A 15,632-nucleotide genomic window follows, 5' to 3' on the forward strand; every position below is an offset into this window, starting at 1 on the left:
CGATGGCCTCTAGCGGGGCCGCTTGGCGTAGCGCGCGGCCATCACGGCGCACACCATCAACTGGATCTGGTGAAACAGCATCAGCGGCAGCACGATGGCGCCCACCGCCTGGCCGGCGAAGATCACCTGGGCCATGGGGATGCCGCTGGCCAGGCTTTTCTTCGATCCGCCAAACAAGAGCGTGATGCGGTCTTCCAGGCTGAAATTGAACAAGCGGCCCAGGGCCATGCAGCCCAGCAGCGCCAGCACCAGCAGCACCGCGCAGCACAACACCAGGCCCAGCAGGGCGGGCACGGGCGTTTCGCGCCACAGGCCTTCGTTCACGGCTTCGGAGAACGCCGTGTACACCACCAGCAGGATGGAGCCCTGGTCGACGAACTTCAGCAAGGCCTTGCGGTGGTATACCCATGCGCCGATCCAGCGGCGCATGAACTGTCCCAGCACGAACGGCAGCAACAGCTGCAGCATGATCTTGCCCACGGCATCGAATGAAATCGGGGCGTTGGCGCTGGCTACCACCACTGTACCCACCAGCAGCGGCGTCAGGAAAATGCCCAGCAAGCTGGATGCCGAGGCGCTGCACACTGCGGCCGGGACGTTGCCGCGCGCCATGGACGTAAAAGCGATGGCCGACTGCACCGTGGCGGGCAGGCAGCACAGGAACAGCACGCCAGTGTAGAGCTCGGGCGTCACCATGGGTTGCAGCAACGGCTTGAGCGCCACGCCCAGCAACGGGAACATGATGAAGGTGGCCGAGAAAATCGTCAGATGCAGCCGCCAATGGGTGAAACCGGCGATGATGGCGTCGCGCGACAGGCGGGCGCCATGCAGGAAGAACAGCAGGGCGATGCCGATGTTGGTGATCCATTCGAACGCTGCCATCCCCTTGCCGTGGGCCGGTAGCACGCTGGCGACGAGAATGGTGATGACGAGGAACAGCGTGAAGCGGTCAGGCAGGAAACGGGCGTAGCGGGACATGGAGGGCGGTCGCCGTCTCGGCGGCTAAAGGGCGCTATTGTAGACGGCCTGTTAGAGGTTTTTCGTTCAGGATGTTGTAGGGTTTGGGTGGGGCGGAGGGTGGTTTGATTTCATGCCCCGTCCCGCGCCGCCACCGCCTGCCCCAGCGGCGCGGGACTGCGTCTATGTGATTTCGAACCATCGGCTGTATGGACTCGATGATCGTGTTCGAGTGTGGGGGTGTTTTGCGTGGCGAGACCACGTCCAGAACGGCAAGGCGACCCAGGAACGCAAACGGTACGAAATCGCCCTGGTCGTAGCACCAGCACTAGCACCAAGACTAAGGCGTCATGGCCAGCGCCAGATCGAAGGCGGCCACCAGCGATGCGTGGTCGGCCACGCCTTTCCAGGCGATATCGAACGCCGTGCCGTGGTCGACGCTGGTGCGCACGAAGGGCAGGCCTACCGTGACGTTGACCCCCTGGTCCACACCCAGGTATTTCACCGGAATCAGGCCCTGGTCGTGGTATTGCGCCACCACGATGTCGAATTCGCCGCGCCGCGCACGCATGAAAATCGTATCGCCAGGCCAGGGGCCGGATGCATCCAGTCCATCGGCGTGTGCCTGGGCGATGGCCGGGGCGATAATGTCCAGGTCTTCGCGTCCGAACTTGCCATCTTCGCCCGCGTGGGGATTCAACCCGGCTACCGCGATACGGGGCCGCTCGATACCCATCTGGCGGCAGGCGCGGTCGGCCAGCCGGATGGCGCGCGCCTCGGCCTGCGGCGTAATGGCCGCCGGTACGTCCGCCAGCGCCATGTGGATGGTGACCAGCAACACGCGCAGTTCGTCGTTGGCCAGCATCATGGCGAAATCGGCCGTGTGCGACCGTTCGGCCAGGATTTCGGTATGGCCCGGCTGGTCGATGCCGGCCAGGTGCATCGAATGCTTGCTCAGCGGCGCAGTGACAATGGCGCGGATGCGTCCGGCCTGGGCCTCGTCGATGGCTGCGCACAGGTAATCGTAGGCGGCCTGGCCCGCGGCCGCGCTGGCGCGCCCCACCGGCAGGTCGGCCGGCAAGGGCGGGGTACAGGATATGACCTCGATACGGCCCGGCCCGCCCTGGGCCTGGCTGGCATCGACGATTTCGGCGATGTCCAGCCGTGCGCCCAGCAAGGCGGCTGCGCGCCGCATGGCGCCGGCGTCGCCGTAGACCACCGCGGGGGCCTTCAGGCCCTGTGCGCAGGCCTTGACGATAATCTCCGGGCCGATGCCGGCGGCATCGCCCATGGTGATGCCTACCGGCACAGGCTCGCGCATTACAGGACGTCGCCCGCGTAGTCGGCCAGGCGTGAACGTTCGCCGCGTTGCAGCGTCACGTGACCGGCGTGCGGCCAGCCCTTGAACCGGTCCACCACGAAGGTCAGGCCCGAACTGCCTTCAGTCAGGTAGGGGGTATCGATCTGCGCGACGTTGCCCAGGCACACCACCTTGGTGCCCGGGCCGGCCCGGGTAACCAGGGTCTTCATCTGCTTGGGCGTCAGGTTCTGCGCCTCGTCGATGATCAGGTACTTGTTCAGGAACGTGCGGCCGCGCATGAAGTTCAGCGACTTCACCTTGATGCGCGAGCGGATCAGGTCCATGGTGGCGGCGCGGCCCCAGTCGCCGCCGTCGCCATCGCCCATGTTGAGCACGTCCAGGTTGTCTTCCAGCGCGCCCATCCAGGGCAGCATTTTCTCTTCTTCGGTGCCCGGCAAGAAACCGATGTCTTCGCCCACCGGCACCGTGACGCGCGTCATGATGATCTCGGTATAGCGCTTGGTTTCCAGCACCTGGGTGATGCCGGCCGCCAGGGCCAGCAGGGTCTTGCCGGTACCGGCCTGGCCCAGCAGCGACACGAAGTCGCAATCGGGATTCATCAGCAGGTTCAGGGCGAAGTTCTGCTCGCGGTTGCGCGCGGTGATGCCCCACACATTATTCTTGCCATGGGTGTAGTCGCGCAGCGTGGCCAGCACCGCCGTCTTGCCGCTGACTTCGCGCACTTGCGCATACAGCGGCATCTGGCCTTCGAAATACACGAACTGGTTGACCATGAACTGCGAGCACAGCGGGCCATGCACGCGGTAGAACGTCGTGCCGCCTTGCTGCCAGGACTCGACGTCCTTGCCGTGGCGGTTCCAGAAGTCTTCGGGCAACTGCATCACGCCCGAATACATCAGGTCGGTATCTTCCAGGACGTGGTCGTTGTAGTAGTCTTCGGCCGCCATGCCCAGCGTGCGGGCCTTCAGGCGCATGTTGATGTCCTTGGACACCAGCACGACTTCGCGCTGCGGGAATTTTTCCTGCAGGGCGCGCACCACGCCCAGGATCTGGTTGTCGGCCTTGCCCATGGGCAGGTCCGAGGGCAGGGTGCTATGGATGGCCGTGGTCTGGAACATCAGGCGGCCGGTGGCGTCTTTATTGCCCAGCGCACTCAGTTCCAGGCCGTCGTCGAGCTGCTGGGCATCGTGTACCAGCGCATCCAGCGAACGGCTGACCTGGCGCGCATTGCGCGCCACTTCCGACATGCCCTTTTTCTGGTGATCGAGTTCTTCCAGCGTCATCATGGGCAGGAAAATGTCGTGTTCTTCGAAGCGGAACAGCGAACTCGGGTCGTGCAGCAGCACGTTGGTATCAAGCACGAACAGCTTGCGCGCGGCATGCTCGGCACGTGTCTTGGGTTTGCGCGCCGCTGCCGCCGGCCTGGCCGGACGCACCGCGGCGACGGGCGCCGGGGCGGGCGCGGCGGCGCCCGCTGCCTGTGGCTTCAGGCCGTCGAGCTCGGGTTGCACCGTCAAGGGCTTGACAGTGCTAACAGGGGCCGCGGGTGCGGCCGGAGCGGCCGTTTTGGCTGGTGGCCGGGTCTTGCTTCGGGCGGCTTCGCCCGAGGGGAATGTCAGGATGGCTGCGGGTCGGGAGGGCAACTTCGGTAGCGGCATATAGGTGATTCTCCTGTGGGGCCGGCTATAGCGCCTGACAATGATTCCAGTACGGGCTCAACCGATACTGCGGGCTGCCTGCAGCACTTCGCTGGCGTGGTTCGGCACCTTGACCCCACGCCATTCCTGCACCAGCCTGCCATAGGCATCGATCAGAAACGTGCTGCGCTCGATGCCGCGTACCTGTTTACCGTACATATTCTTCTGCTTGATGACGCCGTACAGATTACATACCGTTTCGTCCGTGTCAGAGATGAGAGGGAAGGGTAGCTGGTACTTGGTCTGAAAATTCTCGTGCGACTTCAGCGAATCGCGCGAGATGCCCACCACGACCGCGCCCGCCGACAGGAAGTCGGCATGCAGGTCGCGGAAATCCTGGCTTTCGGTGGTGCAACCCGGGGTGTTGTCCTTGGGGTAGAAGTACAGCACCACGGCACGGCCCTGGCATTGTTCCAGGCTGATGGGGCCGATGGTGCTTTCGGCGGTGAACTGCGGGGCGGGTTTGCCTATGTGCGGCGTCATGCGGGGGGATCTCCTTGGGTAGGCAACAGCGCGACGATGACACGCCGGCCTTCTGCCATCAGGATGTTGTAGGTGCGGGCGGCCGCCTGGGTGTCCATGACCTCGACACCGACGCCGGCCGCCAGCAGGGGGCGCAGCACGTCCTGGGGCAGCAGCCTCTGGCGGCTGCCGGTGCCCACCAGCAGCACTTCCGGGCCTGGCCCGGTGGCTGGGGCGGCCGTCTCGGGGGTGTCCAGGAACGCCATGGGGTCGCGCGGGGCCTCGGACAGCCCGGCAGCCTGCCGCAGCAGCGATGAAGTGATGTCGGTGGCGGCCCGGACCGGCCATTCGGCGACGGGGCCTTCGGGACCGAAGGCGATCGCGTGGGAAAATCGTACCTGGTTCACCTCGATATAGCCGTCACCGTAGGCGGTAACGGTATTGAGGGCCGATGCAGGGTCGGTGTGCAGCTTCAATAAAAACTCCGGCTTTATGATTCCGATCATAGCGCATCAGAATGAGGCCATGTTGCAGGGTATCCACGGGCAACGGGGACGGAATATACCCATTTGCCGCCCGCGCCCGCTTGCGCTAGATTACTAAGTTTTGCTGCACCGCAAACCTCTTTTTGTCACCTCCGCCTTAATCAAGGATCATCCCATGAGGAAGTTCTCCCGCATCGAGCGTCTGCCCCCGTACGTGTTCAATATTACCGGCGAGCTCAAGATGGCCGCCCGGCGGCGCGGAGAGGACATCATCGACATGTCCATGGGCAACCCCGACGGCCCCACGCCCAAGCACATCGTCGACAAGCTGGTCGAGGCCTCGACCCGGCCCACCACCCACGGCTATTCGGTGTCCAAGGGCATCCCGCGCCTGCGCAAGGCCATCTGCGACTGGTACCAGCGCCGCTATGCGGTCGAGTTCGACCCCGACAGCGAGGCCATCGTCACCATCGGCTCGAAAGAAGGCCTGGCCCACTTGATGCTGGCCACGCTCGACCGCGGCGATACGGTGCTGGTGCCCAACCCCAGCTACCCCATCCATATCTATGGGGCGGTCATCGCCGGCGCCAACATCCGTTCCGTGCGCATGACGCCGGGCGTCGATTTCTTCGAAGAGCTCGAGCGCGCGGTGCGCGAGTCGATTCCCAAGCCCAAGATGATGATCCTGGGCTTTCCCAGCAATCCCACGGCGCAATGCGTCGACCTGTCGTTCTTCGAGCGGGTGGTGGCGCTGGCCAAAGAGCATGACATCCTGGTGGTGCACGACCTGGCCTACGCCGACATCTGTTTCGACGGCTACGTGGCGCCGTCCATCATGCAAGTGCCGGGTGCGCGCGACGTGGCCGTCGAGTTCTTCACCATGAGCAAGAGCTACAACATGGCTGGATGGCGCATCGGCTACATGGTGGGCAACCGCGAACTGGTCAATGCGCTGGCGCGCATCAAGAGCTACCACGACTACGGTACGTTCACGCCGATACAGGTGGCGTCCATCGCCGCGCTCGACGGCCCGCAAGAATGCGTGAACGAGGTCGTCGAGCAGTACCGCAGCCGCCGCGACGTGCTGGCGCGCGGCCTGCACGAGGCCGGCTGGAACGTCGAGATCCCCAAGGCGTCCATGTACATCTGGGCGCAGATTCCCGAACCGTATCGCGCCATGGGTTCGCTGGAGTTCGCCAAGCGGGTGCTGTCCGATGCCAAGGTGGCCGTGTCGCCAGGCATCGGTTTTGGCGAATACGGCGACGAATACGTACGTTTCGCCCTGATCGAAAACGAACAGCGCACGCGCCAGGCCGTGCGCGGCATCAAAGACATGTTCCGCAAGGACGGCCTGCTGAAATGACCTTGGCTTTTGCTGATTTACGCGCCGCAGACGGGGCGTCGCACTCTGGATACCTGATATGACAAACGCTACACGTACGCTGCATTCGCTGCCCGCCGCGGATGCCTCCCGGCCGGCTGCCGACATCAAGCCCATCAAGATCGGCCTGCTGGGCCTGGGCGTGGTGGGTGGCGGCACCTGGAGCGTGCTGTCCCGCAACGCCGAGGAAATCGCCCGCCGCGCCGGCCGGCGCATCGAAGTCAGTCGTGTCGCGGTTCGCGACGTGGCCAAGGCGCGCAGCCGTGTCGGCGATGCGGTCGAGGTCGATACCGATGTGCATGCGCTGGTGCGCGACCCCGAGATCGATATCGTGGTCGAGCTCATCGGAGGCGACACCCTCGCGCGCGAACTGGTGCTGGAAGCCATTGCGCATGGCAAGCATGTGGTCACTGCCAACAAGGCACTGTTGGCCAAGCATGGCAACCAGATCTTCGCCGCGGCATCGGCACAGGGCGTGATGGTGGCCTTCGAGGCGGCCGTCGCGGGCGGCATTCCCATCATCAAGGCCATACGCGAAGGCCTGACCGCCAATCGCATCGAGTGGGTGGCCGGCATCATCAACGGCACCACCAACTTCATCCTGTCCGAGATGCGTTCGCGCGGCCTGCCGTTTGCCGAGGTGCTGGCCGAGGCGCAGCGCCTGGGTTATGCCGAAGCCGACCCTACCTTCGACGTCGAAGGCGTGGACGCGGCGCACAAGCTCACGCTGTTGGCCTCGTTGGCCTTCGGCGTGCCGGTCCAGTTCGAAAAGGCCTATATCGAAGGCATCTCGAATCTGGCCCAGGAAGATATCGCCCATGCCGAACGCCTGGGCTACCGCATCAAGCTGCTGGGCATCACCAAGCGCCGTACCGACGGCATCGAATTGCGCGTGCATCCGGCCCTGGTGCCGGCCGAGCGCCTGCTGGCCAACGTCGAAGGCGCCATGAACGCCGTGCTGGTGCGCGGCGACGCTGTCGGCCCGACCCTGTACTACGGGCAGGGCGCGGGCGAAGAGCCCACCGCGTCGGCCGTGGTGGCCGACCTGGTCGATGTTACCCGCCTGCACACGGCAGACCCCGGCAATCGCGTGCCGCACCTGGCGTTCCAGCCCGATGCGCTGTCCGACCTGGCGATCCTGCCGATCGACAAGATCAGCACCTCGTACTACTTGCGCTTGCGCGTGGACGACCAGCCCGGCGTGCTGGCCGACATCGCTCGCGAACTGGCTGAACGCGGCATTTCCATCGGCTCGATGATCCAGCAGCCCTCGCATATCGGCGGCGCCGACATCATCTTCCTGACGCATCAGGCTGTCGAGGGCAATGTCGACCTGGCCATCCGCAGCATCGAGCAATTGCCATTCGTGCGTTCCAGCGTCACGCGCCTGCGTGTCGAGACCTTGGCATAAGCGCCTGCCGGCGCCGGCATGCATGAATACGGACTGACATGAAATACATCTCTACTCGCGGAGGCATGGCCCCGCAAGCATTCAGCGACATCCTGCTCGAGGGCCTGGCGCCCGACGGCGGGTTGGCCGTACCGGAAGCCTTGCCGCAGGTGGCGGCCGATACGCTCGAAAGCTGGCGCGGCCTGTCGTATGCCGACCTGGCTTTCGAGGTCTTGTCGCGCTTCGCCACCGATATCCCGGCCGACGATCTGCGCCGGCTGACGCGCGCGGCGTATCGGCAGGGCATATTCAACAGCGAAGACATCGTGCCCTTGCGGCCCCTGGATGGCGGGCTGCAGTTGCTGGGCCTGTCCGAAGGCCCGACGCTGGCCTTCAAGGACATGGCCATGCAGTTCCTGGGCCAGGTCTTCGAATACGTGCTGACGCAGCGTGGCACCACGTTGAACATCCTGGGGGCCACCTCGGGCGATACCGGCTCGGCGGCTGAATACGCGTTGCGCGGCAAACAGGGCGTGGCCGTGTTCATGCTGTCGCCGCATGGCCGCATGAGCACGTTCCAGCGGGCGCAGATGTACTCGCTGCAAGACCCGAACATCCACAACATTGCCGTGCACGGCGTGTTCGACGAAGCCCAGGATATCGTCAAGGCATTGGCGGGCGATCTCGACTTCAAGGCCCGCTATCGCATCGGCGCAGTGAACTCCATCAACTGGGCCCGCATCGCGGCGCAAGTGGTGTACTACTTCCATGGCTGGCTGCGGGCCACATCGGGCCCCGGCCAGCAGGTGTCGTTTGCGGTGCCGTCCGGCAATTTCGGCAATATCCTGTCGGGCCATATCGCCCGCGCCATGGGCCTGCCGGTGCGCCGGCTGGTGCTGGCCACCAACGAGAACAATGTGCTGGAAGAGTTCTTCCGCACCGGCATTTACCGGCCGCGTGGCGCCGAGCATACCTATGCCACGTCCAGCCCATCCATGGACATCTCGCGCGCATCGAACTTCGAGCGTTTTGTCTACGACCTGACGGGCCGCGATCCGCAACGGGTGAAGGCGTTGTGGGCCGATCTGGCACGCAAGGGCTACTTCGACTTGTCGGCCTTGAAGCCGGCATTCGAATCGCAATACGGTTTTGTGGCGGGCACCAGCACCCATGCGGATCGCCTCGCCGTGATTCGCGGCACCTATGACGCCACGGGCGTACTAGTTGATCCGCATACGGCCGACGGCGTGAAAGTGGCGCGCGAATTCATCGAGCCCGGTGTGCCGATGCTGGTGCTGGAAACGGCCTTGCCGGCCAAGTTCTCGGACACCATCGAAGCGGCGCTGGGCAAGCCAGTCACGCCGCCGCCCGCATTGGCCAATCTTGAGTCGCTGCCGCAACGCGTCACCGTAATGGATTGCGACGCACAGTTGGTACGGCGCCACATCGAGGCCAATGCCAAAGTGTAAGCTTCATTGCTGCGTGTTTACGGTGGCAGCACCCCGGCCAGGATAGGCCGGGGTTTTGCTTTGGGGTGTACCGGCAGGGGGCAGCGCGTCTGCATCGGGCATGGCCGCCTGTATGGCCGTGTCATTACAGACTTATGCATTTTGACGACATCCCGTCACCGAATGGGGGGAGGCCCGGGCCTACAGTGAAAACTCATTCAAGACTGACGGAGAAACGCCCCATGAACCTGAAGACCACGACGCTCGCCTTGATAGTGACCGGAGTCGGCGTACTGGCAGGCTGCTCGACGCCTTCTACCGTACATACGCGGGACGGCAGCCAGGTTTTCACCGCCGACAAACCGCAATACAACGAAGACACAGGCTTCTACGAATACGAGAAAGACGGCCAGAAAGTCCAGGTCAACAAGGACGACGTGAAGAGTATCGAGGAAGTGAAGTAAGCGTGGCAGCGCCGGGCGCATAATGCGCCCGGCGCTCCGCACCAGCCCTGATGGCAATCAGGCGCTTTTTTCCTCGGCGTGATAGCGTCCCACCCGCTCGACTTCATTCTTCGAGCCCAGGATCACACTGACGCGCTGATGCAGCTTTTCGGGCTGGATGTCCAGGATGCGCTGCTTGCCGTCGATGGCCGCGCCGCCGGCCTGTTCGACGATCATGCTCATTGGATTGGCCTCGTACATCAGGCGCAGCTTGCCGGCCTTGCCAGGTTCGCGTGCGTCCCACGGATACATGAAGATGCCGCCGCGGGTCAGGATGCGATGCACGTCGGCCACCATCGAGGCGATCCAGCGCATGTTGTAGTCCTTGCCCAGCGGGCCGGTCTTGCCGGCCAGGCATTCGTCGATGTAGCGCTTGACCGGCGGTGCCCAGTGGCGCATGTTCGACATGTTGATGGCAAATTCCTTGGTGTCTTCGGGCACGCGGATCTGTTCGTGCGTCAGTACCCACGAACCCATTTCGCGATCCAGCGTAAAGCCCATCACACCAGTGCCGATGGTCAGCACCAGCATGGTCTGCGGGCCGTACACGGCATAGCCGGCGGCCACTTGCCGGCTGCCGGGCTGCAGGAAATCCTGTTCGCAGACTTCGGCGCCGGCCACGCGGGGCGGCGCGTGCAACACTGAGAAGATGGTGCCGATCGACACATTGACGTCGATGTTCGACGAGCCGTCCAGCGGATCGAACAGCAGCAGGTATTCGCCCTTGGGATAGCGGTTCGGAATCAGGTGGATGGTTTCCATTTCCTCGGATGCCATCGCAGCCAGGTGGCCGCCCCATTCGTTGGCCTCGAGCAGGATTTCATTGGACAGCACGTCGAGCTTTTTCTGTACCTCGCCCTGCACGTTCTCGGATTCGAGGCTGCCCAGCACGCCGCCCAGCGCGCCTTTGCTGACCGCATGGCTGATGGCCTTGCAGGCGCGCGCCACGACTTCGATCAGCAGCCGCACTTCGGGGGCCAGGGCACTGGCCGAGCGCTGCTGCTCGACCAGGTATTGAGTAAGGGTTTTGCGTTTCAAGAGCGGTCTCCGTTAGCAGCGAATGAGGGCGCGGGATTCAAGCGGCGAATTCCAGCGCCTTGGATACGATTTCAAGCACGTTGCGCGATAGGCCGGCATGGTCGCGCACGCGCTGCAGCGCGGCCTGCATGGGGGCGCGCAACGTCGGTACGAAGCGGCCCCAGTTGTCCAGCGCACGCGCCAGCCGGGCGGCGATTTCCGGATTCAATGCATCCAGCGCCAGTACCTGTTCGGCCCAGTAGGCATAGCCCGCGCCATCGGGGCGATGCAGGCCGCGTGCATTGTTCAGGCAGAACTGGAATACCAGTGCACGGGCGCGATTGGGGTTGCGCAAGGTGAAGGCAGGGTGCGCCATCAGGGCACGCACCCTCTCGATGTCGGTGCTGTGTGCCGTGGCCTGCAGCGTGAACCATTTGTCGACGACCAGCGGGTCGTTCTGCCAGCGGCTGTAAAAGGCATCCAGCGCCCGTGCGGCAACATCGGGCTGGCCGTAGTTCACCAGCGCGGACAACGCAGCCAGGCTGTCGGTCATGTTGCCGGCCTGGTCGAACTGCGATTGGGCCAGGGCCTGCGCGCCATCGATGCCGGCGGCCATCAAATGGCCCAGTGCCTGGTTCTTGAGGGCACGCCGCCCGGCCGGCCCGGGCGCCGGGCTGTACTCGCCGGGCGTCTGGTTGCCGTCGAACGCGGCACGCCATTGGGCCGCCAGTTCACGGCCCAGGGCGGCGCGCAGGAAGTCGCGCGCTGCCGACAGGGCTGGCGGATCGATGGCTTCCATGCGCTCGGCCAGGGTTTTTTCCGTTGGCAACGCCAGCGCCCGAGCGCGGTAGCCGGCATCCAGCGCGGGGTCGGTCAGCAGGGCTTGCCAGGCCTGGATGAAGGCGGCGTCGGCCATCAGGGGCGCGCCTGCCTGATGTCGTGCGGCCAGGGCCATGATCTGGCGGGTTGCCAGTTCCTGGCCGGCTTCCCAGCGTGCGAAAGGATCGTTGTCGTGGGCCGACAGCAAGGCCAGCTCGGCATCGCTCCAGTCGTATTCGACGATGACGGGTGCGGAAAAGCCGCGCAGCAATGACGGCACCGGCTGGGCGGGGATATCTTCGAAGACCCATTGCTGGGTTTCCTGGTTCAACTCGAGCAGCACCGTATCCTGCGTACCGTCTGCCAGGCGCAGCGGCAACGTCCGGCCTTGCGGATCGAGCAGGCCCAAGGCAAACGGAATGTGGAACGGGGCCTTGGCATAGCCGTCGCCGGCGCGCTTTTCCACGCCCACCGCCGGGCAGCGCTGGGTCAGGGTGACGGTGCAACGGCGGGCGGCGGCATCGTAGGCCAACGACACCGCCACGCGCGGCGTGCCGGCCTGGCGATACCAGCGGCGAAACACGGCAAGGTCGCGGCCGGGATGCTGGAGTGCATATACCGATTCCATGGCGGCCACGAAGTCGTCGCAGGTCACGGCCTGGCCGTCGTGGCGCCGGAAGTATTCGTCCATGCCGGCGCGAAAGCCCTCCGCGCCCAGCAGGGTGTGCTGCATGCGGATCACTTCGGCGCCTTTTTCATACACCGTGGCGGTGTAGAAATTGCCAATCTCTTGATAGCTTTCGGGGCGGATCGGGTGGGCCATCGGGCCGGCGTCTTCCGGATACTGGGCCGCGCGCAAGGTGACGACATCGTCGATGCGCTTGACGGCGCGCGCGCTGGCGGCTGCGGCGGCATCGAGTTCGCGCGCCATCATGTCGGCGGTGAATTCCTGGTCGCGGAATACGGTCAGGCCTTCTTTCAGGCTGAGCTGGAACCAGTCGCGGCAAGTGACGCGGTTGCCGGTCCAGTTGTGGAAGTATTCATGGCCGATGACCGCCTCGATGCCCTCGTAGTTGGCATCGGTGGCAGTGTGGGGGTCGGCCAGCACGTAGGCCGCATTGAAAATGTTCAGGCCTTTGTTTTCCATGGCGCCCATATTGAAGTCGCGCACGGCGACCACCATGAAGCGGTCCAGGTCGAGTTCCAGGCCAAAGCGGGTTTCATCCCACCGCAACGCCCGCACCAGCGATTCCAGCGCCCATTCGGTGCGGTCTTCCGAGCCGGGGTCGCTGTATACCTGCAGCAGCACCGGGCGCCCGCTGGCGGTCTGCACGGTGGTTTCCCGATGCGTCAGGCGTCCGGCCACAAGCGCGAACAGATAGCAGGGCTTGGGAAACGGGTCTTCCCATTGCGCTTCCTGGCGGCCGTCGGGCAGGGTTTGCGTGGCCAACAGGTTGCCGTTGGACAGCAGCACGGGATAGTCGGGAGCGGCACGCAACGTGACGCGGTAGCGCGACATGACGTCGGGCCGGTCGGCAAACCAGGTAATGCGCCGAAAGCCCTCGGCCTCGCATTGCGTGAAGAAATTGCCGCCCGACACATACAGGCCCATCAGCGTCGAATTGGCGCTGGGCCGGCAGCGGCTGACGATGTCGATCGTGGCGCGGGCCGGCAGGCCCGACAGGGTCAGGGTATGGTCGTCCAGCGTATAGCGCGTGGCCGGCCAAGCCTGGCCATCCACCTGCAGGGACACCAGTTCCAGTTCGATGCCGTCCAGCACCAACGGCGCCTCGGCAGGCGCATCGGCCTTGCGTTCGATGCGCAGCGTGCTGTGCACCTGGGTGGACGCGGGGTCCAGCTCGAACGCCAGCGCCAGTTCCGGAATGGCATAAGGATAGGGCTGATAATCCTTGCGAAATACGGTTACAGGCGTTTCGGTGCGCATGCGTGGATCAGTCCAGAATAGGGAATGACGTATTGTAGTAGTACCCCGCCGGCCATATATCAGCGGAAATATCCGGTTGAAAACTTTCATCGGCCAGGGTGGTCGAAATCTACGTATGATGGCGCCCTCGCAGGAGAACACCATGTTTCAAACCCAATCCTGGCTCGGCCTTTGGCGATGGGCGGGCATCGCAGTCGCATTGTCGGCCGGGTTATTGACCGGCTGCGCCGCGCCCACGGTGCAGGCTCGCGTGACGTCATTCCAGCAATGGCCAGCCGATGTCGTCGGCCAGACGTACCGATTCGTCGATTCGGTTCCTGGCCAGGCCGGCAATCTGGAATACCAGGCCTACCAAGACACCATGCGTGCCGGCATCGGGCCTACCGGGCTGGTCGAGGCGCAGCCCGGACAGCCGGCGCGATTCAAGGTTTCGTTCAAGTATGGGTCCGAGCAAACCCAGGTGATGGTGCGCCGCGCCTATGATCCGTATTTTTATGGCGGGTTTGGCGGTTTTTACGGCCCGCGCTGGTGGGGCGGCGGTATGGGATATTGGGGACCCGACTGGATCGACGTTCCGACGGTGGCTTATCGCAACCGCCTCAGCGTGCAAATCCACGATACCGAGCGCAATGGGGCCGAGGTATACCGCTCGACCGCTTATATAGTTACCGGCCAGGAAGACCTGGTTCGCACCATGCCCTATCTGGTTCGTGCGATCTTCGACGGCTTTCCTGGCAATAATGGCTCGGAACGCGAAGTCGAATATCAGCTGAACCGCTAGGCGGCCGCGACGGAACGCCAAACGGGGCCGGCTTTTCTTATTGCCGGTCCGCGTATTGGAATAATATCGGTCAAAATCGCCGGATATTTCCTGTGGCCGTTATTCGGCGATCAGGAAGGTATCGCGGCTATTGCCTTCGGCCTCTTCGGCGGTAAGCCAGCGCGGCGCTTTGCCGCGCCCGCTCCAGGTTTCGCCGGTTTTGGGATGGCGGTACTTGGGTGCGACCTGGCGTTTGGCGACCGGCGCGGATTTACGGCCGGCTGAAGCGCGCGGCGCCTTGGGGGTGCCGCCATAAGCGGCAATGATTTCTTCGGGGGTAATATTGTATTCACGCATCGACGCCACAATCGACGAAATAACGGGCTTGCGGCGCTTGGTCTGCAGAACTTCTGCTTTCTTTTGCAGTTTGTTGATTTCTTTTTCTATTTTTGCCTGCAGGGCGGCGTAGGTTTCACGAGGCATGGAAGAGTCCTGGATAATAATAAGAGCGGTCTGGTGCCATAGTTGGCCCCGGTCAGGGCTGTGTTTACCATAATACAGAAATTATGCGATCGATTCATTATTATGAGTCGTAATCGTCATTTCAGAGGGCCGAAAAATGGGTATTTCCGGGTCGAATTCAGTGGCAGTGGCTGCCATCCAGATGATTTCCAGCCCCGATGTGCAGGATAATCTCCGGCAGGCCGGCGAATTAATCGAAGCGGCCGCTGCCTCGGGTGCGCGCCTGATTTCCCTGCCTGAATATTTCTGCTTTATGGGGCAGGGCGACCTTCAGAAACTGGAAATAAAAGAACAGCCCGGCGTGGGGCCAATCCAGGAATTCCTGTCGGCACAGGCCCGGCGGCACGGTATCTGGCTGGCAGGCGGCACCTTGCCGCTGGCTTGCCCCGACCCGGGCCGGGTCTTCAATACGACCTTTGTCTATGGCCCCGACGGGCAGTCGGTGGCGCGCTATGACAAGATCCATTTATTCAATTTCCAGCGCGGGGCCGAGGCCTACGATGAATCTATTGCCATCCGCCCCGGCGATTCGGTGCGCGCCTTCGACGCGCCATGGGGCAGGGTGGGACTGTCAGTATGCTACGACTTGCGGTTTCCCGAGTTGTATCGGGCCTTGGGCCAGGTGGACTTGATTCTGGTGCCGGCCGCCTTCACATACACCACAGGCAAGGCACACTGGGAACTGCTGCTGCGGGCACGCGCGATCGAGAACCAATGTTACGTATTGGCTGCGGCGCAGGGCGGGCACCACCCGAACGGCCGGCGCACCTGGGGTCATTCCATGCTGGTCGACCCGTGGGGCGAGATTGTCGAGGTCCTGGCCGACGGGCCGGGCGTGGTCAGCGGTACCATAGAGCCTGAGCGCCTGGCGCAAGTGCGCGCATCGCTGCCCGCATTGCGTCATCGAGTCCTGTAAAGGCTGAAA

General features: G+C 63.8%; 14 protein-coding genes. 6 read left to right on the forward strand and 8 right to left on the reverse strand.

Features of this window, described 5'->3' with window-relative positions; all coding sequences use genetic code 11:
• Positions 1 to 9: 9 nt before the first annotated feature.
• The 5 genes from KW845_RS22130 to KW845_RS22150 form a co-directional block, all read right to left on the reverse strand.
• The gene (locus tag KW845_RS22130) at positions 10 to 978 is read right to left on the reverse strand and encodes a bile acid:sodium symporter family protein (protein WP_218371534.1); all 969 of its coding nucleotides are present in this window, start codon (positions 976 to 978) and stop codon (positions 10 to 12) included.
• Positions 979 to 1,297: 319 nt separating this feature from the next.
• Positions 1,298 to 2,278 (reverse strand): 4-hydroxythreonine-4-phosphate dehydrogenase PdxA, encoded by a 981-nt coding sequence (gene pdxA / locus KW845_RS22135; protein WP_218371535.1) that lies wholly within the window; start codon positions 2,276 to 2,278, stop codon positions 1,298 to 1,300.
• Positions 2,278 to 3,936 carry a PhoH family protein gene (locus tag KW845_RS22140; RefSeq protein ID WP_218371536.1) on the reverse strand — a complete coding sequence of 553 codons (1,659 nt, stop codon included), beginning with the start codon at positions 3,934 to 3,936 and terminating at the stop codon, positions 2,278 to 2,280. Before KW845_RS22140 ends, pdxA begins: the two co-directional genes overlap by 1 nt.
• Before the next feature lie 57 nt (positions 3,937 to 3,993).
• Positions 3,994 to 4,458 carry a peroxiredoxin gene (locus tag KW845_RS22145; RefSeq protein WP_218371537.1) on the reverse strand — a complete coding sequence of 155 codons (465 nt, stop codon included), beginning with the start codon at positions 4,456 to 4,458 and terminating at the stop codon, positions 3,994 to 3,996.
• Entirely contained in the window at positions 4,455 to 4,913 is a 459-nt protein-coding gene (locus tag KW845_RS22150; RefSeq protein WP_218371538.1) for an Mth938-like domain-containing protein, read from the reverse strand. Before KW845_RS22150 ends, KW845_RS22145 begins: the two co-directional genes overlap by 4 nt.
• Before the next feature lie 184 nt (positions 4,914 to 5,097).
• Here KW845_RS22150 and alaC point away from each other — a divergent pair, with 184 nt between their 5' ends.
• The 4 genes from alaC (at position 5,098) to KW845_RS22170 (ending at position 9,605) form a co-directional block, all read left to right on the forward strand.
• Complete coding sequence (gene alaC / locus KW845_RS22155) at positions 5,098 to 6,285, forward strand: alanine transaminase (RefSeq protein ID WP_218371539.1); 1,188 nt, start codon at positions 5,098 to 5,100, stop codon at positions 6,283 to 6,285.
• A 124-nt stretch (positions 6,286 to 6,409) separates the two neighbouring features.
• The gene (locus KW845_RS22160; RefSeq protein ID WP_218372133.1) at positions 6,410 to 7,714 is read left to right on the forward strand and encodes a homoserine dehydrogenase; all 1,305 of its coding nucleotides are present in this window, start codon (positions 6,410 to 6,412) and stop codon (positions 7,712 to 7,714) included.
• A gap of 38 nt (positions 7,715 to 7,752) precedes the next feature.
• A complete protein-coding gene (thrC, locus tag KW845_RS22165) occupies positions 7,753 to 9,162 on the forward strand; it encodes a threonine synthase (protein ID WP_218371540.1) in 1,410 nt (469 codons plus the stop codon).
• Positions 9,163 to 9,383: 221 nt separating this feature from the next.
• Positions 9,384 to 9,605 (forward strand): YgdI/YgdR family lipoprotein, encoded by a 222-nt coding sequence (locus KW845_RS22170; protein ID WP_218371541.1) that lies wholly within the window; start codon positions 9,384 to 9,386, stop codon positions 9,603 to 9,605.
• A gap of 57 nt (positions 9,606 to 9,662) precedes the next feature.
• On the opposite strand, the gene KW845_RS22175 is transcribed toward KW845_RS22170, so the two are convergent.
• Positions 9,663 to 10,682 (reverse strand): class 1 fructose-bisphosphatase, encoded by a 1,020-nt coding sequence (locus tag KW845_RS22175; protein WP_218371542.1) that lies wholly within the window; start codon positions 10,680 to 10,682, stop codon positions 9,663 to 9,665.
• A 37-nt stretch (positions 10,683 to 10,719) separates the two neighbouring features.
• Positions 10,720 to 13,425: an aminopeptidase N gene (gene pepN / locus KW845_RS22180; protein ID WP_218371543.1), complete on the reverse strand. Its 2,706-nt coding sequence runs from the start codon at positions 13,423 to 13,425 to the stop codon at positions 10,720 to 10,722.
• 142 nt (positions 13,426 to 13,567) lie between these two features.
• On the opposite strand from pepN, the gene KW845_RS22185 reads away from it, so the two are divergent.
• A complete protein-coding gene (locus tag KW845_RS22185; RefSeq protein ID WP_218371544.1) occupies positions 13,568 to 14,206 on the forward strand; it encodes a DUF4136 domain-containing protein in 639 nt (212 codons plus the stop codon).
• 99 nt (positions 14,207 to 14,305) lie between these two features.
• Here KW845_RS22185 and KW845_RS22190 read toward each other — a convergent pair whose 3' ends face one another.
• Positions 14,306 to 14,668 (reverse strand): H-NS family nucleoid-associated regulatory protein, encoded by a 363-nt coding sequence (locus KW845_RS22190; protein ID WP_218371545.1) that lies wholly within the window; start codon positions 14,666 to 14,668, stop codon positions 14,306 to 14,308.
• A 136-nt stretch (positions 14,669 to 14,804) separates the two neighbouring features.
• On the opposite strand from KW845_RS22190, the gene KW845_RS22195 reads away from it, so the two are divergent.
• Positions 14,805 to 15,623, forward strand: a complete 819-nt coding sequence (locus tag KW845_RS22195) for a carbon-nitrogen hydrolase family protein (protein ID WP_218371546.1) — start codon at positions 14,805 to 14,807, stop codon at positions 15,621 to 15,623.
• Positions 15,624 to 15,632: the final 9 nt, after the last annotated feature.

The sequence above is a fragment of the Bordetella sp. BOR01 genome (assembly GCF_019218885.1).
GTDB lineage: Bacteria > Pseudomonadota > Gammaproteobacteria > Burkholderiales > Burkholderiaceae_B > Bordetella_A.

Coding starts and splice junctions, on each gene's coding strand:
- KW845_RS22130 (WP_218371534.1), bottom strand. CDS start 978: ATGTCCCGCTACGCCCGTTTCCTGCCTGACCGCTTCACGCTGTTCCTC.
- pdxA (WP_218371535.1), bottom strand. CDS start 2,278: ATGCGCGAGCCTGTGCCGGTAGGCATCACCATGGGCGATGCCGCCGGC.
- KW845_RS22140 (WP_218371536.1), bottom strand. CDS start 3,936: ATGCCGCTACCGAAGTTGCCCTCCCGACCCGCAGCCATCCTGACATTC.
- KW845_RS22145 (WP_218371537.1), bottom strand. CDS start 4,458: ATGACGCCGCACATAGGCAAACCCGCCCCGCAGTTCACCGCCGAAAGC.
- alaC (WP_218371539.1), top strand. CDS start 5,098: ATGAGGAAGTTCTCCCGCATCGAGCGTCTGCCCCCGTACGTGTTCAAT.
- thrC (WP_218371540.1), top strand. CDS start 7,753: ATGAAATACATCTCTACTCGCGGAGGCATGGCCCCGCAAGCATTCAGC.
- KW845_RS22170 (WP_218371541.1), top strand. CDS start 9,384: ATGAACCTGAAGACCACGACGCTCGCCTTGATAGTGACCGGAGTCGGC.
- pepN (WP_218371543.1), bottom strand. CDS start 13,425: ATGCGCACCGAAACGCCTGTAACCGTATTTCGCAAGGATTATCAGCCC.
- KW845_RS22185 (WP_218371544.1), top strand. CDS start 13,568: ATGTTTCAAACCCAATCCTGGCTCGGCCTTTGGCGATGGGCGGGCATC.
- KW845_RS22190 (WP_218371545.1), bottom strand. CDS start 14,668: ATGCCTCGTGAAACCTACGCCGCCCTGCAGGCAAAAATAGAAAAAGAA.
- KW845_RS22195 (WP_218371546.1), top strand. CDS start 14,805: ATGGGTATTTCCGGGTCGAATTCAGTGGCAGTGGCTGCCATCCAGATG.